The following is a 19,392-nucleotide window of genomic DNA, read 5'->3' on the forward strand; positions in this document are numbered from 1 at the left end:
CCGTGCCTCAGATGTTGAGCGCGCGGATCTGCTTGCGCGAATCCGGGCGGATGGCGCCCAGCGCCTCCAGTACCCAGTCCAGCGTGGACGAGGCGTCGGGACGCTCGTCGGGCAGCAGGGCAATGACCACCACCAGGCGCAGCGTCAGCTCGGGCGCCAGCGCACGCGAGCTGCGCAGCCCGCTCGCCACGACCTGCTGGGCGCGCGAGGACACCACGTCGGGCGTGGTCGGCCCTTCGATCAGCAGCGCGAACTCGCGCTCGCTCACGCGCGCTGCCAGGTCGATGTCGCTGGCCGCCCGCCGCAGGTGCGAGGCGGTGACCACCAGCGCCCGATCGAGCATGTCCCGGCCGTATTCGGCGGCGATGGCGTCGTAGTTGGCGACCTTGGCCACCAGCAGGGCGCAGGGATGCTTCTGGTTGCGGGCGCGGTGCAGCGCGGCGTCCAGTCGCTGCAGCAGGTTGCGCCGGTTGGCCAGTCCCGTCAGCGCGTCGGTGTAGGGCAGCGCGGACGCGCGCAGCTGAGCGAAGCGGCGGCGGTTGCCGCGCAGGCTGAGCGCGTAGAACAGGATCGGCATCTCCATCGCGGCGCCGATCGCCAGGCCGTAGCGGGTCAGGATGCTGTTGGGGAGCAGCGCGAAGCCCCGCGCGATCGGGAACATGGCCATCACCAGCACCGGCACGAAGCCCAGCGCGATGATGCGGATGTCGGGATCGTCGCCCTTGAGCCAGACCAGCCCGATCAGCACGCCCACCAGCAGCAGCGCGGTGCTGGTCAGCGCCAGCCGGAACACGATGGTCAGGCGTGACGACATGACCGTGTCGAGCACGGCGGCCAGCAGCAGCATCACGATCAGCGCCAGGACCAGCTGGTTGAGTGCGCGCGAGAAGCGCGCCGGCTCGGTGACGACCTGCACGAACCAGAGCGCGGCGGGCGCCGAGAGCGCGGGCAGCAGGAAGGTCGATTGCGCGTTCCAGGCCAGCCAGTCCTCCCAGATGTACTGTGCCCCGAGGCCCAGGTAGGCGGCCTGGCCCATGGTGAACGTGATGAGGTAGACGGCGTAGGCGATGAAGTTGCGGTCGCGGTACCCGACGGCGTTGAACATGGCCACCACGGCCAGCAGCGAGGCCAGCCCGAAATAGGCCCCCAGCATGAACTGCTCGCTCTCGCGCTCGCCGAACATGCGGCTCTGGCTGAACAGCGTGAGCGGCGCCGCGTAATCGACGCGATCATGTTCGATGCGCAGCCAGTAGGTCGTCGCCGGGCCCTGGCCGGGCGACAGGTCGAAGGTCGGCACGCGTCCGGGCAGCGGCCATTCGGACACCGGCCGGGTGTCACCGGCTTCTTCCACCACCCACTGGCCGTCGGCGCCCTGGAAGTAGAACTGCGCCCGGTCGATGCCGGACGAGCCCACGGCCAGGTACCAGCGTTCGGCGTCGCGCGACTCGGCGCGGAAGCGGATCCACAGGGCCCGTTTGCCCAGCCGGTGCTGCTGGCCGGGCGCCAGGGTCACCCAGGGGAGCGCATTGCCGGCGGCGGCGATCTCGTCGATGGTGCGTGACTTTCCCGGCTCGATCCAGTACTGGGACTGGCCCTCCAGCGAGATGTTGCCGGCTTCGGGCGAGAGCTGCAGGACCGGCGGTTCAGGAGAAGGGGACTGGGCTGCCGCGAGGCTTGCCGCGAGCAGCCACGACAACGCGAGAAGGAGCCGGAGGAAAAGCTGAGCCGCCACGGCCGCGATTCTGACAGTTTTGGCGGCCAGCTCATCCTGACGAAGGCGGGAACGAAAAAAGCCCGGCCATGGCCGGGCTCGATGTCACGTCGGTGTGGTTCAGGCGTAAGCGGCCAGCGCCTTGCGCATCTTCTTCATGGCCGCCGACTCGATCTGGCGGATGCGCTCGGCCGACACGCCGTACTCGGCCGCCAGCTCGTGCAGGGTCAGCCCGCCCGAGCCGTCGTCGTTGACCTTCAGCCAGCGCTCCTCGACGATGCGGCGGCTGCGCGGATCCAGGCCCTCCAGCGCGGCGGCGATGCCGTCCGTGGCCATGACGTCGCGCTGCTGGGATTCCAGCACCGCCGTCGGCTCGTGGCTCGCGTCCGCCAGGTAGGCGATCGGGCCGAACGCCTCCTCGCCGTCGTCGCCGGGGCTCGGGTCGAGCAGCACGTCGCCGCCCGACATCCGGGTCTCCATCTCGACCACTTCCTCGCGCTTGACGTTCAGTTCACGCGCCATCACGTCGATCTGGGCATCGGTGAGGGTCTCCCGGTGGGTCTGGGCGTCTTCCTCGTCCTTGAAGCCCTGCTTCATCGAGCGCAGGTTGAAGAACAGCTTGCGCTGGGCCTTGGTGGTTGCGACCTTGACCATCCGCCAGTTCTTCAGGATGTACTCGTGGATCTCGGCCTTGATCCAGTGCAGCGCGTAGCTCACCAGCCGCACGCCCTGGTCGGGGTCGAAGCGCTTGACGGCCTTCATCAGGCCGATGTTGCCTTCCTGGATCAGGTCGCCGTGCGGCAGGCCGTAGCCCAGGTACTTGCGCGACACCGACACCACCAGGCGCAGGTGCGACAGCACCAGCTTCCCGGCGGCGTCCAGGTCGTCGTGCTCCCTGAACTTGCGGGCGTAATCCTTCTCTTCCTCGGCCGTGAGCATCGGCAGGCGGTTCACGGCCGAGATGTAGGCATCGAGATTGCCCAGCGACGGAACGACGGCCCACGGGCTGGCGACGGCCAGCGCGCCAGAGGCTGCGATCGAAGCGGTCATACCGGGGGTTCCTTTCAATTGGGATTTCATATTAGCACTCGGTTCGATCGAGTGCTAAACCCGAAGTTCAATGGCCCCGGGGCCAAAACCAGGGTTTACCCGATGGAGCCAGCGGCGCCCGCGACGTTCGGCCCAGCCGGCGCCGAGATCGCAACCATTTGTAGCGGGCCGGCGTCACCAGCGGACGTGCAGCTTGCGCAGGCCCAGGCTGAGCACGAACAGGGGACCCACCCACAGGTACTGCAGGTCCTCGAAGAACGAAGGCTTGCGGCCCTCCAGCTTGTGGCCGACGAACTGCGCGATCCAGGCCAGCACGAAGATGCCGGCCGACCACGGCAGGACCCGGTCGCCCATCGCATGGACCAGCACCAGCGCGAGGGCCGACAGCCCGGCCATCACGACCAGGAACACGGCCGACAGGCGCGCGTAATAGACCAGGCTGGCGGCCACGAAGGCATAGGCGATCCAGGGGTGCAGCGCGAACAGCAGCCCGACGAGGCTGAGCATGATGAGCGGGATCGCGACGCAGTGGATGGCCTCGTTGCGTGGATCCTGGTGGCTCAGCGCGTAGTGCGCCAGCAACTCGTCGACGCGGCGCGGCGTGGCATGGGCAGGGCCTTCGGTGGTCGCTTGCATGGTGTCTCCTGTCGTCGTTTTGGAAGAATGCCCGATTTTGGGGGCACTCGCGATGCCATGGCACGACACCGACATCCTGGCCTTGACCACGACCGTGGGCACGGAAGACGACGCCCGCCGGCTGGCCCGTGCGCTGCTCGAGCGGCGCCTCGCTGCCTGCGTGCAACTGGACCGGTTGGAGTCGCACTACCGGTGGGAAGGCTCGGCCTGTGCCGAGGCCGAGTGGCGGCTCACCGTGAAAACGCTTCCCGAGCGGCTGGACCCCTTGCGGACATTCCTGGGTGCCGAGCATCCCTACCGCCTGCCGCAGCTCGTCTGGCAACGGCTGGACGCCTCGCCGGAGTACGCGGCCTGGGTGCGCGCCGAAGTCGGCGCTAGCGCACCTTGAGCCGTGGCCCGTCGTCACTGGCGACCACCTGGCCGACGACGGCGGCGCCATCGAATCCATGCTGCCGGAAGACGGCCAGCACCCGGTCGAGCGACTGCGGGGTGCACGACACCAGCAGCCCGCCGCTGGTCTGCGGATCGGTCAGCAGTGCCCGGGCCGTCTCGGGAAAACCGGTGGGCAGGGCCACATCGGCCCCGTAGCCGGCCCAGTTGCGGCCGGAGGCGCCGGTCACGTGGCCGGCGGCAGCCAGTTCGGCCACGCCCGACAGCAGCGGCACGCCCGCCCACTCCAGCTCGACGGCCAGTCCCGCGCCGCGGGCGAGCTCCAGGGCGTGGCCTGCGAGCCCGAACCCGGTCACGTCGGTCAGTGCATGCACCCCCGCCAGCGCGGCGAGTTCCGGCCCAGGCGTGTTCAGCCGCGTGGTGGACGCGATCATGCGGGCGTAGCCGTCGGCGTCGAGCTGCCCCTTCTTGAGCGCCGCCGACAGCACGCCGACGCCGAGCGGCTTGCCGAGCACCAGCAGGTCGCCGACCTGCGCGTCGGCATTGCGCTTGACGCGGTCGGGATGCACCAGACCGAGCGCGACCAGGCCGTAGATAGGCTCCACCGAGTCGATGGTGTGCCCGCCCGCGATCGGGATGCGCGCCTCGCGGCAGACCGACTCGCCGCCGGCCAGGATGCGGCCGATGGTGGCGGTCGACAGCACGTTGATCGGCATGCCGACCAGCGCCAGCGCCATGATCGGCCGCCCGCCCATCGCGTACACATCCGAGATGGCGTTGGTGGCGGCTATCCGGCCGAAGTCGTAGGGGTCGTCGACGATCGGCATGAAGAAGTCGGTCGTGGCGATCAGCGCCTGCTCGTCGTTCAGCCGGTACACCGCGGCGTCGTCGGCGGTTTCGATGCCCACCAGCAGCTCGGGCGGCATCGGCATCCGTGCGGTGTCCTTCAGGATGTCGGCCAGCACGCCGGGCGCGATCTTGCAGCCGCAGCCGCCGCCATGCGACAGCGAGGTGAGGCGGGGCTCGGCCGTGGCGGCCGCGGAAGGAGGCAAGGGGGGGGTCATCGGGTGTCCTGCAGTTCCTGCACCAGTTGCAGCAGCGCCGCGCGCTCGGTGTCCGGGTCGAACAGCCCCGCGCGGCGCCCGCATTGTGCGCGCAGCCGCGCCAGCAGGCCGGTGTCCGGGTCTTGTCCGGGCTGCTGCTCCCGGCGGCAGCGCAGCACCAGCTCGGCGAGGCCGGCGGCGTCGGCCTGCGCGAAGTAGCCCTCGTAGTCCGGGCCCAGCATGCCCACATTCCCCGGGATGCGCGAGGCCAGCACCGGCGTGCCGCTGCGCACCGCCTCCATCACCACATGCGCGCCGCCTTCGGCCGCACTCGGATGCAGCAGCAGGTGGGCGCGCTGGATCAGCCGCCGCGCCGCGCCATGCGACAGCGGCCCGAGCCAGCGGTAGCACGCACTGTCCGCCTCGGCCTGGCGGGCCTGCGCCGCCCATCCGGCGTCGGCCCCGCCGGCATGGTCGATGCGCACGTCCGGGCGAGCCCCCAGCTGCCGGGCCAGCGCGAACACCGTCTGGGGGCTCTTCACCTCGCGCAAGTGGCCCACCACGGCGATGCGAAGCTGGTGCGCCGTCTTGGGCAGCGGCTGCCGCGCCGGCGTCGACTGGTAGATGGTGCGGGCCTTGTTCCGCAGCAGCGCGGGCAGGGCGGCAAGCGCCTGGTCCTGCAGCACCACCAGCCGGGACGCGCGCTCGAGGGAGTGGAGGACGGCAGGGTCCCGGTCCAGTCCACCGTACAGGTCGGTGCCGGTCAGCACCACGCCGAGCCCGGCGCTGCCATGCCGGCCGGCCCAGGCCGCGATGGCGTCGGCGGAGCGCGCCGCGTGCAGTGCCAGCATCACGTCGTCGGTCGGCAGGGCCGCGTCGGGCCAGCGGTCGGTGATGCGCACGCGATGCGTGGCGCCGAGCAGCTCGCGCCACCGCCGTGCCGTCTGCCAGTTGCCGTTGTTGGCCGCCTTGAGCGCGGGGCTTACGATGACCAGCGATGAGCGATGCACCCCTGGTTTATAGCGCCGCGACCCGGCTGCGCTGCGGCGGCCGCGACGACGTGCGCGCGGGGCTGCTGGCCGTGCGGGCCCGCACGCTGGCCATCGCCGACGTGTACCGCGAGGCGCTCGGCCCCGGGCTGGCCGTGCCGCTCGATCCGGGGCTGAACCCGCCCCGCTGGGAGCTGGGTCACCTCGCGTGGTTCCAGGAGTGGTGGGTCGCCCGCAATCCGCAGCGCGACCTCGGAGCGGCGGCCGACCCCGATGCCGCCCGCCCGCCCTCCAGCCTGGCGGCGGCCGACGACTGGTTCGATTCCGGCCGGATCGGCCACCACAGCCGCTGGAGCCTGCCGCTGCCTCCGCTCGACGACCTGCGCGGCTGGCTGGCCGACACGCTGCAGGCCACGCTGCGGCGGCTGGACGCCCTGCCGCCCGATGCCGGCGCCGACCTGCTGTACTTCTTCCGGCTGGCCTGCCTGCACGAGGCGATGCACGCGGAAGCGGCCTGCTACATGGCGCGCACGCTGGGCTTCACGATCCCTGTGGCGCAGGCCCCGTTGGCGCCCCCGCAGCTGCTGCAGGTCCCGGCCACGCGGCTGCGCCTCGGCGCGCAGGACGGCGGCTTCGCCTTCGACAACGAACTGGGCGGGCACGAGGTGGAGCTGCCGGCCTTCGAGATCGACGCGCAACCGGTCAGCTGGTCCCGCTTCGCGGCGTTCGTCGACGATGGCGGCTACCAGGACCCGCGCTGGTGGACGCAGGAGGGCTGGCAGTGGTCCCGCAAGGAGCGGCACGCGTCGCCGCGTTTCCCGCGCGGCCACGGACCGGCGGTCCACCTGAGCGCCCACGAGGCCGAGGCCTGGTGCCGCTGGGCCGGCCGGCGGCTGCCCACCGAAGCCGAATGGGAGTGCGGCGCCCGCACGGCCACCGGGTTCGGCTGGGGCCAGGTGTGGGAATGGACCTCCTCGCGCTTCGAACCGTATCCGGGCTTCCGGCCGCACCCCTATCGCGACTACTCGCTGCCCTGGTTCGGCAGCCGGCGCGTGCTGCGCGGCGCCTGCGCGGCCACCTCCGACCTTCTGGCCCACCCGAGCTACCGCAACTTCTTCGAACCGGGCCGCAGCGACATCTTCTCGGGCTTTCGCAGCTGCGCTGCGACGTCCCGCCACGTTGGGGTCTAATCGCCGGCTGCCAACCGACAACAAGACCGGAGGAGTTCCATGTCGCATCCCGTTTCCCTCAGCCGCCGCACGGCGATCGCCGCCTTCGCCGCCCTGGCCGCCACCGGCGCCCGCGCGCAGGGCACCCAGCGGGTGTTCCGCGTCACCGCGATTCCCGACGAATCGCCGACCGAGCTGGCCCGCAAGGCCGCGCCGCTGATGAAGTACCTGGAGCAGCGACTGGGCGCGAAGGTGGAGTACACGCCGGTGACCGACTACGCGGCGGCCGTCGAGGCCCTGGCCAACCAGCAGGTCGACCTGGCCTGGTTCGGCGGCTTCACCTTCGTGCAGGCGCAGCAGCGCTCGGGCGGCAAGGTCGTCCCGCTGGTCCAGCGCGAGGAGGACGAGAAGTTCCGCTCGGTGTTCGTGACCACGAACGACGCGATCCGCTCGCTGGCCGACCTGAAGGGCCGCACGCTGTCCTTCGGGTCCCAGTCCAGCACCTCCGGTCACCTGATGCCGCGCAGCTTCCTGCTGGCCGCCGGCGTCGACCCGGACCGGGACCTCAAGCGCGTGGCGTACTCGGGCGCGCACGACGCCACGGTGGCCGCGGTCGCGTCGGGCAAGGTCGATGCGGGCGCGCTGAACATCTCGGTCTGGGAGAAGCTGGTGGCGGACAAGAAGGTGGACCCGGCCAAGGTGCGCGTCTTCCACACGACCCCGCCCTACTACGACTACAACTGGACCGTTCATGCCGAACTGCCGGCGCCCCAGCGCGAGCGGCTGCAGAAGGCGTTCCTCGACCTGAACAAGGAGACGGCCGAAGGACGCGAGATCCTGGAGCTTCAGCGCGCGACGCGCTTCGTGCCGACGCGGCCGGAGAACTACCGCGCCATCGAGGCGGCGGCGCGCAACGCCGGCCTGCTCAAGTGAGGCCCCGCGGCAGCGACAGGGCGTGAAAGTCTCGCTCCAGGATCTGAGCGTGCGCCATCCGGCCGGACGGCGTGATGCACCGCCGGCACTCGCGCCCCTGACACTCTCGCTCGGGCAGGGGGAGCAGGTGGCGGTGATCGGGCCGTCGGGCGCGGGCAAGACCACGCTGCTGCACGCGCTGGCCTGCGCCCTGCCACCCGCGGCCGGGACGCTGCTGCTCGGCGACCGCGACCCCTGGGCGCTCTCCGCCCCGGCGCTGCGCCAGCTGCGCGGGGAGCTGTTCCTGGCGCCCCAGGTGCCGCCGCTGCCACCGCGCCAGCGCGTGGTGACGGCGGTGCTCGCGGGGCGGCTGCCGCACATCGGCCTGCTGCGCAGCCTGCGCAACCTGTTGCTGCCGACCGGCCTGGACGAGGCGCACGCGGCGCTGGGCCGCTTCGGGCTGGCGGACAAGCTGTTCGAGCGCGTCGACCGTCTCTCGGGCGGCGAGCGGCAGCGGGTCGGGCTGGCCCGTGCCCTGGTGGCGCGGCCGCGGCTGCTGCTGGTCGACGAGCCGCTGTCGGCGCTCGATCCTGCGCGCGCCAGCCAGGCCATGGAGACGCTGACGCAGGCCGCGCGCGAACGCGGCGCCACCGTGGTCTGCAGCCTGCACGACGTGCCGATGGCGCTGCGGAACTTCCCGCGCGTGCTCGGCCTGCGCGAGGGCGCGCTGCAGTTCGACCTGCCTTCGGACCAGGTCACCCCCGAACGCCTGCAGGCGCTCTACGCGCAGCGCTGGGACGAACTCGCCGGCCCTGCGCCGTCCGCACTGGACACGCCGCCGACGGCGCCGGCGGTGTCGTACTGCCGCTGAAGGAGGCAGGCGTGGCGCACACCGTGACCGCACCACCGCGCCTGCGCGACCCGGCGTGGGTCGGCCGGCTGTCATGGGGCCTGCTGACCCTGGTGGTGCTCGCGCCCCTGCTGGTGGTGACCGAGTTCAGGCCGTGGCAGCTGTTCGAGCCGGCCAGCCTGCAGGCGACCCTGCGCTTCCTCGCCGACTTCTTTCCGCCGCGGCTGGATCCGGACTTCCTCGCCCTGGTCGCCCGCGAGACCTGGCGCACGGTCGCCATCGCCACCGCGGGCATGGCGCTGGGCCTTCTGTTCGGCTGGCCCCTGGCATTGCTGTCTGTGCGTGCGCTGTCGCTCTCCGCGCTGACCGGCAGGATGGCGCCGGGGGCGGCGATCGTGCGCGGCGTCGTGCGGGCGGTGCTGGTGCTGCTGCGCAGCGTCCCCGAACTGATCTGGGCGCTGGTGTTCGTGCGCGTCGTGGGGCTGGGCCCGACGGCCGGCGTCCTGGCGATCGGCCTCACGTACGGCGGCATGCTGGGCAAGGTCTATGGCGAGATCCTCGAGAGCGGCGAGCCCGAGTCGGCGCGCGCGCTGCTTCGCAACGGAAGCGGCCGCATGCAGGCGTTCTTCTACGGGCTGCTGCCGCAGAACGCGGCCGAGCTGACCAGCTACACCGTGTACCGCTGGGAGTGCGCGATCCGGTCGTCGGCGGTGCTGGGCTTTGTCGGCGCGGGCGGCCTGGGCCAGCAGATGGACAACGCGATGAAGATGTTCAGCGGCTCGGAGGTCAGCACCCTGCTCATCGTCTTCGTGCTGCTGGTGGCACTGACCGACCGCCTGAGCGGCTGGTTGCGCAGCGCGCTGGGTTGACACGGTGGCGAGCCCCCCACCACCGCTGCAGCTGCCCGCCACCTGGTGGCGGCCACGCCTGCGCATGGCGCTGTTCCTGGCCGCGCTGCTCGCCCTGGTGGTCCTGAGTTTCGCGTCGCTCGACCTGCAGTGGTCCCGCTTCTTCGGCCCGCAGTCGCTCTCGCGGATGGGGCGCTTCCTGGGCGAACTGCTGGCACCCGACCTGGCGCCGCGCTTCCTTGCGCGCGTCTGGCCCGCGATGCTGGAGACGGTGGCGATGTCCGTCCTCGGCACGCTGCTGGCGGCGGTGGGCGGGTTGTGGCTCGCGCTGCCGGCCAGTCGCACCCACGAGGCGGACCCGGCCCGCTGGCGCGGCGCCAGCCGGCTGGTGCTCAACGCGCTGCGCAGCGTGCCCGAGCTGATGTGGGCCGCGCTGCTGCTGGTCGCCGCCGGCCTGGGGCCATTCGCCGGCACGGTGGCACTGGCCCTGCACACCACGGGCGTGCTGGGGCGCCTGTTCGCCGAGGCGATCGAGAATGCGCCGCCGGGCCCCGGGTTCGCGTTGCGCACGCGCGGCATCGGCGAAGGCCGGGTGCTGGCCTATGCGGTGCTGCCGCAGGTGCTGCCGCAACTGCTCAGCTACACCTTGTACCGGTGGGAGAACAACATCCGCGCGGCTGCGGTGCTCGGCGTGGTGGGGGCCGGCGGCCTCGGGCAGCTGCTGGCCTTCCACCTCGGGTTGTTCCAGATGCCCGAGACCGGCACCGTGCTGGCCGCGATGCTGGTGCTGGTGCTCGCGGTCGATGCCGCCAGCCACGCGCTGCGCCGCGCGCTCACGCTGTGACGGTCCGCCGCCTCAACCGAGCAGGGCCTGCGCGAACTCGCGCGCGTTGAAGGTCTCGAGGTCCTCGAGCTTCTCGCCGACGCCGATGAAGTAGACGGGGATCGGCTGCTCCTGCGCGATGGCGGCGAGCACGCCGCCCTTGGCCGTTCCGTCGAGCTTGGTCACCACCAGCCCCGTCAGGCCGAGCGCCGCATCGAAGGCCTTGACCTGCGCCAGCGCGTTCTGCCCGGTGTTGCCGTCGATCACCAGCAGCACCTCGTGCGGCGCATCGGGCTGCGCCTTCTGCACCACCCGCTTGATCTTGCGCAGCTCCTCCATCAGGTGCAGCTGCGTGGGCAGCCGCCCCGCGGTGTCCACGATCACCACGTCCTTGCCGCGCGCGCGGCCGGCGCTCACCGCATCGAAGCTGACCGCGGACGGGTCGCCGCCTTCCTGGCTGACGATCTCGACCATGTTGCGGTCGGCCCAGATCGCCAGCTGCTCGCGCGCCGCGGCGCGGAAGGTGTCGGCCGCGGCCAGCAGCACCGAGCAGCCTTCGCCGGCCAGGTGCTTGGTGAGCTTGCCGATGGAGGTGGTCTTGCCCGCGCCGTTGACGCCGGCGACCATGATCACCGTCGGCTGGCGCTCGCCGATGACCAGCGCCTTCTCCAGCGGCCTGAGCAGCTGGGCCAGCGTCTCGTTCAGGATGTTCTTCACCTGCACCGGCCGGGTGGCGCCGCTGGAAGCGACCTTGCGCTTGACCTCGTCGAGCAGGTGCTGCGTCGCCTTGACTCCCGTGTCCGCCATCAGCAGGGCCGACTCGAGCTCCTCGTACAGTGCGTCGTCGATCTGGCCGCCGGTGAAGACCTGGGCCAGGTTGGAGCCGGTCTTGCGCAGGCCGGCGCTCAGCCGGTCGACCCAGCGCTGGCGTTCCGGCGCAACCGGCTCGGCCGGCGCAGGCGCCGGGATGTCCATCGGTCGCACGAGTGCGCTGCCGATCAGCCCGCCACCGAAGGCCGGCTTGGCGGCCGGCGCCGGTGCCGGGGTCACGGCGGGTCGCGGAGCGACGGGCGCGGCAGGTGCTGCGCTCGGCGCGGCGACGGTGGGAGGGGGCGGCGCGGGTGTGGGCGTGGGCGCGGCGGGAGCGGCCGCCGGCGCCGGTGTCGCCGGAGCCGGCGTCGCTGCGGGAGCCGCAGCGGGCGCTGCGACCGGGGCCGGCGGCGGTGGCGGCGGCTTTCTGCGAAAGAAACTGAACATCGAGCGTGTTTCTAGAATCAAGGGATTCTATGAAACACCCCCTGCGACGCGCGCTGGCCGCCTGCTGTGCCACGCTGCTCCTGGCTGGGCCTGCGCTGGCGCAGTCCCCGGCCGACCTGCCGGCCAACCCCTCCGCCGCGGCCCCGGCAGCCGCCAACCGTCCCGTGCAGTTCACGCTGGACAACGGCCTGACGGTGATCGTTCAGCCCGACCGGCGTGCGCCGACCGCCGTCCACATGCTGTGGGTGCGCGTCGGGGCGATGGATGAGGTCGACGGGACCAGCGGCGTGGCCCACGCCCTCGAGCACATGATGTTCAAGGGCACCGCCAAGCTCGGGCCGGGCGAATTCTCGCGCCGCGTCGCGGCCATGGGCGGGCGCGAGAACGCGTTCACCGGGCGCGACTACACCGGCTACCACCAGCAGATTCCCGCTGCCCGCCTGGAAGAGGTGATGCGGCTGGAAGCCGACCGCTTCGCCAACAACCGCTGGGCCGACGACGAGTTCACGCGCGAGATCGAGGTGGTCAAGGAAGAGCGGCGCCTGCGCATCGAGGATTCGCCGCGCGCCATGCTCTACGAGGTGATCAGCGGCACGACCTTCCTGGCGTCCTCCTATCGCCGGCCGATCGGGGGCTGGATGAGCGACCTGCATGCGATGACGCCGAAGGACCTGCGCGACTTCTACCGGCAGTGGTACGTGCCGGGGAATGCCGCCGTGGTGGTGGCAGGCGACGTCGATCCGCAGCAGGTGCTGCGGCTGGCGCAGAAGTACTACGGGGCCATCCCGGCGCGTGCGGTTCCAGTGCGCAAGCCGCGCGCCGAACCCGTCCAGGCCGGCTTGCGCCGGGTCGAGCACAAGGCGCCGGCCGAGCAGTCCTATGTCGCGCTGTCGTTCAAGGTTCCGCAGCTGCGCAGCTTCGAGCCGAACGCCGAAGGCGACGACGCCCTGGCGCTGACGGTGCTGGCCGCGGTGCTCGACGGCTACAGCGGCGCCCGGCTCGACCGCGGCCTGACGCAAGGGCCGGACCGGGTGGCCGACAGCGCCGGCGCGGGCAACGGCCTGTGGGGTCGCGGGCCGCAGCTGTTCACGCTCGACGGCGTGCCGGCGCCGGGCAAGACGCCCGAGCAGGTCGAGGCCGCGCTGCGCGCCGAGGTGGCCCGCGTGGCGCGCGAAGGCGTCAGCGCCTCCGAGCTGCAGCGGGTGAAGACGCGCTGGATCGCCGCCGAGACCTACAAGCTCGACTCGGTGTTCAACCGTGCCAACGAACTGGGCGCCTTCTGGATCTGGGGCCTGCCGCTGGACGCCGGCGAACGGCTGATCGAACGCCTGAAGGCGGTGACGGCCGAACAGGTGCAGGCAGCCGCCGCCAAGTACTTCGGCGACGACCAGCTCACGGTCGGCATCCTGCGCCCGCTGCCGCGCGATCCCGGCGCGCGGCCGCGCACGCCGGCGGCCGGGCTGCGGCATTGAAGGCCCCGACCATGCAGAACCTCCCCCATCTCCTGCGCGCGTTCGTCCTCGGCGCCGTCCTCGTGTCGGGCCTCGGCACCGCGCTGGCCGCGCTGCCCATCCAGCACTGGCGCCAGGCGAGCGGCGCGCGCATCTATTTCGTCGAGAGCCGCGGCATCCCGATGGTCGATGTCCAGGTCGACTTCGACGCCGGCAGCCGGCGCGACCCGGCGCCCCAGGCGGGCCTGGCCGGTGCCACGGCGGGCATGGCCGGCAAGGGCGTGCTGCCCGCAGCCGGCGAACCGGCGCTGGACGAGAATCAGCTGGGCGAGGCCTGGGCCGACCTGGGGGCCGGCTTCGGCGCGGACGCCGGCTGGGACCGCATGAGCTTCACGCTGCGCTCGCTCACCGACCCGGCGCTGCTCGACCGCGCCGTCCTGCTGGCCTCGCGCCAGCTCGGCGAGCCATCCTTCCCGGTCGACGTCTGGAACCGCGAGCGCCAGCGCATCGGGGCCGCGATCCGCGAGAGCGACACCCGGCCGGGCACCGTCGCCTGGAAGGCCTTCCAGAAGGCCGTGTACGACAGCCATCCCTATGGCCAGGACACGACCGTGGCGACGCTGGCGGCGATCGGCGTCGAGGACATGCGGCGTTTCCACCGCGCGCACCTGCTCGCGTGCCGGGCCAAGGTGACGATCGTGGGCGACCTCGACCGCACGCGTGCTGATGCCATGGCGGCCCGACTGCTGGCACGCCTGCCTCGGCTGCCCGACGGGGCCGGCTGTCCCGAGCTGCCGGCGGTGCCCGAGGTGCAGCCGATCGCCGCGCCGGCGATGCAGAGCATCCCGTTCCAGTCGGCCCAGGCGCATGTCCTGTTCGGCGAGCCGGGCTACAAGCGCAGCGATCCCGACTACTTCCCGTTGCTGGTGGGCAACTACGTGCTCGGCGGCAGCGGGCTGGTGTCGAGGCTGAACCAGGAGGTGCGGGAAAAGCGCGGGCTGACGTACGGCGCCTCGAGCTCGTTCTCGCCGGGACTGCATGCCGGTGCCTTCACCGTGTCGCTGCAGACGCGACCCGACCAGGTGCAGCAGGCGCTGCGCGTCGCGCAGGAGGTGGTGGCGGGCTACGTGGCGCAAGGCCCCACGCCGGCCGAGTTGCAGGCGGCCAAGGACAACCTGATCGGCGGCTTCCCGCTGCGCATCGACACGAACCGCAAGTTGCTGGACAACGTCGCCTCGATCGCCTGGCACGACCTGCCGCTGGACTACCTGGACACCTGGACGGCGCAGGTCGCCAAGGTCACCGCGCAGGACGTGCGCGCCGCGATGGCGCGCAAGCTGCAGCCCGGCCGGATGGTGACGGTCGTCGTCGGCGCAACGCCGTCCGTCCGGCCATGAGGGCCGCCCCTGTCAATCTTGACAGGGGCGCCGCTTCACTCCTGTCCGGTTTGCCCAAGAATCCAACCACCTGCTGTCACACAGGTTCGGTTCACAGAGTTACTCCAAGCACTTCGAGAGGAATTGGGCGCAGCGTCTTCGGACCCTGCGCCTTTTTTTTGGCCTGCCGCTTTCCAGGCGCGGGATGCCGCCCCGATGCTGCCGGTAAGCTGCTGGCATGCCACGCCCGCGCGCTTCCGCTCCCTCGTCCGCCCGCCGTCCGCCGCAGGAGGTCCGCATCATCGGCGGACTGTGGAAGCGCACGCGACTCGCGGTGGCCGACAAACCCGGCTTGCGGCCCACATCCGACCGGGTGCGCGAGACCCTGTTCAACTGGCTCGGTCAGGACCTCGACGGCTGGCGCTGCGTGGACGTCTTCGCGGGAACCGGCGCGCTCGGGCTGGAAGCCGCCTCGCGCGGGGCAGCCCAGGTGCTGCTGGTGGAGCAGGACCCCGATCTCGTCGCGGCGCTGCGGGCTGTCAAGGCCCGGCTCGCCGCCGATGCGGTCGAGGTCCGCCGGGCCAACGGCCTGAGCGTGCTGAAGGACCTGGCCGGCACCGGCCAGGACCTGGTGTTCCTCGATCCGCCGTTCGACGCCGACCTGTTCGACAAGGCCGTCGCCGCCGCCGTGCCGGCCCTGGCCGAGGAGGGCAGGCTGTACCTCGAAGCACCCACCGCATGGTCGGAAGCGGCCGCCGCGGCGCACGGCCTGGTGCTGCAGCGCCACGTGAAGGCCGGGGCCGTGCACGCCCACCTGCTCGGCCGCGCGCCGGCCGCCGCCGCATAATCGCCAACGGCTCGACCACGAGGCAAGCTCCATGCCCCCCATCCACCCCGTCATTGCCGTCTATCCCGGCACCTTCGACCCGATGACCCTGGGCCACGAGGACGTCGTCCGGCGCGCCACCCAGCTGTTCGAGAAGGTCATCATCGCCGTGGCCGCCGGCCACCACAAGAAGGCGATGTTCACGCTGGCCGAGCGCATCGACATGGCGCGCGAGGTGGTCAAGGCCTACCCCGGCGTGGAGGTGGAGAGCTTCTCCGGGCTGCTGCGCGATTTCGTCGTCGCCCGCGGCGGCAAGGCGATGGTGCGCGGCCTGCGCGCGGTGACCGACTTCGACTACGAGTTCCAGCTCGCCGGCATGAACCGCAGCCTGATGCCGGATGTGGAGACCGTGTTCCTCACGCCCAGCGACAAGTACCAGTTCATCAGCAGCACCTTCGTGCGCGAGATCGCGGTGCTGGGCGGCGAGGTCGACAAGTTCGTCTCGCCGATGGTCCAGCGACGCCTGACCGAGAAGGTCCGCAGTCTCGGTGGACCCTAGGCCCAGGCCGGCAGGCTCTCCAGCCACTCCCGCAGCAGCGTGTTGACGGTCTGCGGCTGCTCCATCGTCAGCATGTGGCCGCATCGCGGCAGCAGCACCAGCCGGGCGTGCGGCACCAGCGACGCGATCTCGCGCGAGCGCTCCGCGGGCGTCAGCTGGTCGTCCTCCCCGCAGACCACCAGGGTCGGGCAGCGCAGTCGCGCCAGGTGCGGCCGGGCATCGGGACGCTCGACGATGGCCCGGTTCTGGCGCACCAGTTGCTCGCCACCGGCTTGCAGGACGAACGCCAGGTAGCGGCCCACGAGGTCGGCATCCTGCGCGTGGTCGGGGTGGAAGGCCATCGCCGCATTCGGCTCGATCACGTCGGCCACCCGGCCTTGCGAGAAGAGCGCGATGGCGCGCTCGCGCACCTGGCGCATCTCGTCGGTCTCCGGCTGTGCCGTCGTGCCGAGCAGGGCCAGCCCGGCCACCCGCGTGGGTGCCTGGCGCGCGACCTCCATGGCCACGATGCCGCCCATCGAGGCGCCGCACAGGACCAGCGGGCCGGGGTGCCGCACCAGCAGCGCCGCCGCCATCTCGGCCACGGTGGGATGCCGCATGTGGACATCGGTCACCACCGGTCGCCATCGCGCCAGGGCGGGCAGCTGGTCGCGCCACATCCGGGCATCGGCCGCCAGGCCGGGCAGCAGCACGAGCGTGGTCACAGGAACTGGTGCGCCACGGCCCGCAGGCCCAGCGATGTGTAGAGCTGCGCCGCCTGCCGCCGCAGCCGGCGCGACTCGGGTTGGGCGCGCAATTGCGGCTGCAGCAGGTTCTGCGCCCCGCTGCCGTGGCCGCTGCGCACCAGCGCGTCGAGGTGGACCTGCGCGAACAGGTCGCGCTGGGCGTGGCTGCCGCCGATCTCCTGCAGCCGGGGCAGGGCCTCGCCCAGCGACCGCACCGCCTGCGGGTGGTCGCCCCGCGCCCACGCCAGCAGTCCGCGGCTGGCCGGCAGGCAGACGTCGCGCCAGACATGGTCGTCGTCGCCCGCCTGCGCGGCGCGGCGCTCGATGTTGCGCATCAGCGCGTCGGCCTCGGGCCGGCCGGCGCGGGCCAGTCCCAGCAGGTACTGCATGTCCAGGAAGGGCAGGACCTGGTCGGCAGTGCGGCCCGCCAGGTGATTGCCCACGTCCTGCCAGCGATCGCCGACGTCCACCCCGGCCAGCTCCAGCCGCGCGAGCAGCGACACCGCGTTCACCTGGTCCTGCGTGTAGTCCTTGGCGACGCCCCACACCTGCCGGTCGTGCAGCACCAGCACCTCGTCGGCGCGGTCCAGTTCGAGCGCGAACAGCGCCTGGTGCCACCAGTTGTGCGTGGCCATGAACGAGTTCAGCCCGGTCCAGGTCGCGCTCACGTCGGCCAGGAAGGCGTGTCCCTCGTGCAGGCGGCCATGCGTGAGCATCACGTGGGCGAGCGCGTGGTGGGCCCACGGCTCCTTGCGCCGCAGCCGCATCGCCTGCCGCGCGGCCGCCTCTGCCTGCTCGAGCCCGTGGCACTGCTCCCACGCGAACGCCAGCATGCCGTGCAGATAGGGCACGTCGGCCGCCGCCGGCAACGCGGCCAGTGCCAGCCGCAGCATGCCGGGCGCATCGCCCCGGTTGAAGAGGTGGTACTGCGCGAGCTTCAGCGCCGCCAGGTCCCTCGGATGCTCTTGCACATGGGCCTCGTGCCGCGCCAGGGCGAGCGGCAGGTCGCCCTCGACCCACGCGCCGACGGCCTCGATGAAGCTGCGCTCACGCGGCGTGACGGCGCCAGCGCCCGCCCGGGCGCGCGCCAGGAACGGCCGGGCGTTGGCCGGTGCCGCCGCGGACTCGGCGAACATGTGCACCGCCGCGATCGACGCCTGCACGATGGGGCTCGGGTCATCGGCGGCGGCCAGGATGCGGGTGGCCCGCGCCTCGCTGGCGATGAAGCCTTCGACGAAGTCGTTCAGCGCTCCCAGGCCCGTGCCGCCCGGCTCCAGCGTGACGGCGTTGCCGAGGCTGTCAGTCCACATGGTCCAGCGCCTCGGACGGCGGCTGCGGCCAGGGCCGCTGCGGGCCGCGCAGCAACTCGAACGCGCGCGCCACCTGCAGCACGCCGAGATCGTCGAAGCGCTGGCCCGCGATCTGCAGGCCGATCGGCAGGCCCTCGGCGGTGAAGCCGCAATGGACCGACGCGGCAGGCTGCTCGGACATGTTGTACGGGACCGTGAAGCCGATGTGCTCGAGTGGTCGCAGGGGATCGTTGGTGGGCGAGGGGAGCCGGGCATCGAACGCCGGCACCGGCGACACCGGCGAGATCACGTAGTCGAACGGCCGGCAGGCCTCCACGGTGGCGACGCGCGTCAGGTGGAACTGGTGGAAGGCGCGGAACACCGCCTCCCCGTCCATGCCGGCGGCGCTGTCGGCCCACTGCCGGATGTAGGGCAGCACCTTGGCGCGGCGCTGCGCGGGGAGCATGGCCATGTCGACGCGCGACCGCATGCGCCAGAAGTGGTCCATGCCGTCGAGCATTCCCTGCGTCATGAACGGCGCCATCGGCGCGATGCGGGCGCCCGCGCGCTCGAACAGCCGCGCGGCGTGTTCGACGGCCGCGCGCACCTCGGGGGACACCGCCAGCCCGCAGCCGGCTTCCAGCAGCAGTCCGATGCGCAGGCCGGCGAGCCGCTGCGCGCCGCGGTCGAGGTCGCTCCAGGCGATGTCCTGCCAGGGCAGGCTCATGCTGTCGCGCGCGTCGGGACGCGAGAGCACCGACATCGCCAGGGCGGCGTCGGCCACGGTGCGCGTCATCGGACCGGCGGCACGTCCGATGTAGGGTGGATCGATCGGGATGCGGCCCAGGCTGGGCTTGAGGGTGAAGATGCCGCACCAGCCGGCCGGCAGCCGCAGCGAGCCGCCGATGTCGGTGCCCACGTGCAAGGGCCCGTAGCCCGCGGCCGCCGCCGCGCCGGCCCCGGCGCTGGAGCCGCCGGGCGTCTTGCGCAGGTCCCAGGGATTGCGTGCCAGGGCGTGGAAGCTGGACAGTCCCGAGGACAGCATGCCGTAGTCGGGCATGGTGGTCTTGGCCAGCAGCACGGCGCCGGCCTCGCGCACACGGGCTGCCGGCGGTGCATCGGCGGTGGCCGGCAGCAGGTCGGTCGCGGCGGTGCCGAGCGGGAGCGGATCGCCCGCCGTCGCGATGTTGTCCTTCAGGGTGAGCGGCACGCCATCGAGCGGGCCGAGCGGTTCGCCGCGCAGCCAGCGCGCTTCGCTGGCGCGCGCCTGTTCCAGCGCCCGCTCGGGTCGCAGCAGGTACAGCGCGCACAGATGCCGCTCCCAGCGCTCCACGTGGCCCAGCACCGCGCGTGTCGCCTCGACCGGCGAGAACTCGCGGCGGCGGTAGCCCTCGAGCAGGGCCGTGGCGGACAGCTCGTGCAGCGGCGTCATGCGGCACCCCGCGCGGCGCCGCAGCAACGCCGCGCGGGGTGCGGCCAGGCCGCGGT

General features: G+C 72.1%; 19 protein-coding genes. 10 read left to right on the plus strand and 9 right to left on the minus strand.

From position 1 onward, the window contains the following. Window positions 1–7 precede the first annotated feature (7 nt). The 3 genes from VFE82_RS15630 to VFE82_RS15640 form a co-directional block, all read right to left on the minus strand. On the minus strand, window positions 8–1,732 hold the full coding sequence (locus tag VFE82_RS15630) for a sensor domain-containing diguanylate cyclase (protein ID WP_325001241.1): 1,725 nt from the start codon (window positions 1,730–1,732) through the stop codon (window positions 8–10). 99 nt (window positions 1,733–1,831) lie between these two features. Continuing rightward, a complete protein-coding gene (gene rpoH, locus VFE82_RS15635; protein ID WP_325001242.1) occupies window positions 1,832–2,761 on the minus strand; it encodes an RNA polymerase sigma factor RpoH in 930 nt (309 codons plus the stop codon). 174 nt (window positions 2,762–2,935) lie between these two features. After that, window positions 2,936–3,397 carry a DUF962 domain-containing protein gene (locus VFE82_RS15640; protein WP_325001243.1) on the minus strand — a complete coding sequence of 154 codons (462 nt, stop codon included), beginning with the start codon at window positions 3,395–3,397 and terminating at the stop codon, window positions 2,936–2,938. Between VFE82_RS15640 and cutA the strand changes: the two genes are divergently transcribed. Beyond that, window positions 3,396–3,785, plus strand: a complete 390-nt coding sequence (gene cutA / locus VFE82_RS15645; RefSeq protein WP_325001244.1) for a divalent-cation tolerance protein CutA — start codon at window positions 3,396–3,398, stop codon at window positions 3,783–3,785. The two genes, VFE82_RS15640 and cutA, sit on opposite strands and share 2 nt — an antisense overlap. Here the strand turns inward: cutA and selD are convergent. After that, window positions 3,772–4,851 (minus strand): selenide, water dikinase SelD, encoded by a 1,080-nt coding sequence (selD, locus tag VFE82_RS15650; RefSeq protein ID WP_325001245.1) that lies wholly within the window; start codon window positions 4,849–4,851, stop codon window positions 3,772–3,774. The two genes, cutA and selD, sit on opposite strands and share 14 nt — an antisense overlap. Further along, window positions 4,848–5,840 carry a selenoneine biosynthesis selenosugar synthase SenB gene (senB, locus tag VFE82_RS15655; protein ID WP_325001246.1) on the minus strand — a complete coding sequence of 331 codons (993 nt, stop codon included), beginning with the start codon at window positions 5,838–5,840 and terminating at the stop codon, window positions 4,848–4,850. Before senB ends, selD begins: the two co-directional genes overlap by 4 nt. Between senB and senA the strand changes: the two genes are divergently transcribed. From senA to phnE, 5 genes are all read left to right on the plus strand, one after another. Further along, entirely contained in the window at window positions 5,828–7,009 is a 1,182-nt protein-coding gene (senA, locus tag VFE82_RS15660; RefSeq protein ID WP_325001247.1) for a selenoneine synthase SenA, read from the plus strand. The genes senB and senA overlap by 13 nt on opposite strands. A 39-nt stretch (window positions 7,010–7,048) precedes the next feature. After that, window positions 7,049–7,921 (plus strand): putative selenate ABC transporter substrate-binding protein, encoded by an 873-nt coding sequence (locus VFE82_RS15665; RefSeq protein WP_325001248.1) that lies wholly within the window; start codon window positions 7,049–7,051, stop codon window positions 7,919–7,921. 22 nt (window positions 7,922–7,943) lie between these two features. Beyond that, window positions 7,944–8,771 carry a phosphonate ABC transporter ATP-binding protein gene (locus tag VFE82_RS15670; RefSeq protein ID WP_325001249.1) on the plus strand — a complete coding sequence of 276 codons (828 nt, stop codon included), beginning with the start codon at window positions 7,944–7,946 and terminating at the stop codon, window positions 8,769–8,771. Between the two features lie 11 nt (window positions 8,772–8,782). Beyond that, complete coding sequence (locus tag VFE82_RS15675) at window positions 8,783–9,619, plus strand: PhnE/PtxC family ABC transporter permease (RefSeq protein WP_325001250.1); 837 nt, start codon at window positions 8,783–8,785, stop codon at window positions 9,617–9,619. 64 nt (window positions 9,620–9,683) lie between these two features. Next, window positions 9,684–10,442, plus strand: coding sequence for a phosphonate ABC transporter, permease protein PhnE (gene phnE, locus VFE82_RS15680; RefSeq protein WP_325001503.1), 759 nt, complete (start codon window positions 9,684–9,686; stop codon window positions 10,440–10,442). Between the two features lie 12 nt (window positions 10,443–10,454). Here the strand turns inward: phnE and ftsY are convergent, their stop codons facing one another. Further along, window positions 10,455–11,678: a signal recognition particle-docking protein FtsY gene (gene ftsY / locus VFE82_RS15685; RefSeq protein ID WP_325001251.1), complete on the minus strand. Its 1,224-nt coding sequence runs from the start codon at window positions 11,676–11,678 to the stop codon at window positions 10,455–10,457. A gap of 29 nt (window positions 11,679–11,707) precedes the next feature. On the opposite strand from ftsY, the gene VFE82_RS15690 reads away from it, so the two are divergent. The 4 genes from VFE82_RS15690 (at window position 11,708) to coaD (ending at window position 15,890) form a co-directional block, all read left to right on the plus strand. Continuing rightward, window positions 11,708–13,150 carry a pitrilysin family protein gene (locus VFE82_RS15690; RefSeq protein WP_325001252.1) on the plus strand — a complete coding sequence of 481 codons (1,443 nt, stop codon included), beginning with the start codon at window positions 11,708–11,710 and terminating at the stop codon, window positions 13,148–13,150. An 11-nt stretch (window positions 13,151–13,161) separates the two neighbouring features. Continuing rightward, the gene (locus VFE82_RS15695; protein WP_325001253.1) at window positions 13,162–14,526 is read left to right on the plus strand and encodes a pitrilysin family protein; all 1,365 of its coding nucleotides are present in this window, start codon (window positions 13,162–13,164) and stop codon (window positions 14,524–14,526) included. A gap of 217 nt (window positions 14,527–14,743) precedes the next feature. Then, complete coding sequence (gene rsmD / locus VFE82_RS15700) at window positions 14,744–15,352, plus strand: 16S rRNA (guanine(966)-N(2))-methyltransferase RsmD (RefSeq protein WP_325001254.1); 609 nt, start codon at window positions 14,744–14,746, stop codon at window positions 15,350–15,352. A gap of 31 nt (window positions 15,353–15,383) precedes the next feature. After that, on the plus strand, window positions 15,384–15,890 hold the full coding sequence (gene coaD / locus VFE82_RS15705) for a pantetheine-phosphate adenylyltransferase (protein WP_325001255.1): 507 nt from the start codon (window positions 15,384–15,386) through the stop codon (window positions 15,888–15,890). Here coaD and VFE82_RS15710 read toward each other — a convergent pair. The 3 genes from VFE82_RS15710 to VFE82_RS15720 are packed head-to-tail and all read right to left on the minus strand — an operon-like array spanning window position 15,887 to window position 19,336. Further along, window positions 15,887–16,594 (minus strand): alpha/beta hydrolase, encoded by a 708-nt coding sequence (locus VFE82_RS15710; protein WP_325001256.1) that lies wholly within the window; start codon window positions 16,592–16,594, stop codon window positions 15,887–15,889. The two genes, coaD and VFE82_RS15710, sit on opposite strands and share 4 nt — an antisense overlap. Next, window positions 16,591–17,925 (minus strand): tetratricopeptide repeat protein, encoded by a 1,335-nt coding sequence (locus VFE82_RS15715; protein ID WP_325001257.1) that lies wholly within the window; start codon window positions 17,923–17,925, stop codon window positions 16,591–16,593. The genes VFE82_RS15710 and VFE82_RS15715 overlap by 4 nt, the downstream gene beginning before the upstream one ends. Further along, window positions 17,915–19,336: an amidase gene (locus tag VFE82_RS15720; RefSeq protein WP_325001258.1), complete on the minus strand. Its 1,422-nt coding sequence runs from the start codon at window positions 19,334–19,336 to the stop codon at window positions 17,915–17,917. Before VFE82_RS15720 ends, VFE82_RS15715 begins: the two co-directional genes overlap by 11 nt. Between the last annotated feature and the right edge of the window lie 56 nt (window positions 19,337–19,392).

The organism is Ramlibacter sp., assembly GCF_035655895.1.
GTDB lineage: Bacteria > Pseudomonadota > Gammaproteobacteria > Burkholderiales > Burkholderiaceae_C > Ramlibacter.

Excerpts from the sequence above, each read along its gene's own strand:
- rpoH (WP_325001242.1), bottom strand. The coding sequence starts at position 2,761 with ATGACCGCTTCGATCGCAGCCTCTGGCGCGCTGGCCGTCGCCAGCCCG.
- cutA (WP_325001244.1), top strand. The coding sequence starts at position 3,396 with ATGGTGTCTCCTGTCGTCGTTTTGGAAGAATGCCCGATTTTGGGGGCA.
- VFE82_RS15640 (WP_325001243.1), bottom strand. The coding sequence starts at position 3,397 with ATGCAAGCGACCACCGAAGGCCCTGCCCATGCCACGCCGCGCCGCGTC.
- selD (WP_325001245.1), bottom strand. The coding sequence starts at position 4,851 with ATGACCCCCCCCTTGCCTCCTTCCGCGGCCGCCACGGCCGAGCCCCGC.
- senA (WP_325001247.1), top strand. The coding sequence starts at position 5,828 with ATGAGCGATGCACCCCTGGTTTATAGCGCCGCGACCCGGCTGCGCTGC.
- VFE82_RS15665 (WP_325001248.1), top strand. The coding sequence starts at position 7,049 with ATGTCGCATCCCGTTTCCCTCAGCCGCCGCACGGCGATCGCCGCCTTC.
- phnE (WP_325001503.1), top strand. The coding sequence starts at position 9,684 with ATGGCGCTGTTCCTGGCCGCGCTGCTCGCCCTGGTGGTCCTGAGTTTC.
- ftsY (WP_325001251.1), bottom strand. The coding sequence starts at position 11,678 with ATGTTCAGTTTCTTTCGCAGAAAGCCGCCGCCACCGCCGCCGGCCCCG.
- VFE82_RS15690 (WP_325001252.1), top strand. The coding sequence starts at position 11,708 with ATGAAACACCCCCTGCGACGCGCGCTGGCCGCCTGCTGTGCCACGCTG.
- VFE82_RS15695 (WP_325001253.1), top strand. The coding sequence starts at position 13,162 with ATGCAGAACCTCCCCCATCTCCTGCGCGCGTTCGTCCTCGGCGCCGTC.
- rsmD (WP_325001254.1), top strand. The coding sequence starts at position 14,744 with ATGCCACGCCCGCGCGCTTCCGCTCCCTCGTCCGCCCGCCGTCCGCCG.
- coaD (WP_325001255.1), top strand. The coding sequence starts at position 15,384 with ATGCCCCCCATCCACCCCGTCATTGCCGTCTATCCCGGCACCTTCGAC.
- VFE82_RS15715 (WP_325001257.1), bottom strand. The coding sequence starts at position 17,925 with ATGTGGACTGACAGCCTCGGCAACGCCGTCACGCTGGAGCCGGGCGGC.
- VFE82_RS15720 (WP_325001258.1), bottom strand. The coding sequence starts at position 19,336 with ATGACGCCGCTGCACGAGCTGTCCGCCACGGCCCTGCTCGAGGGCTAC.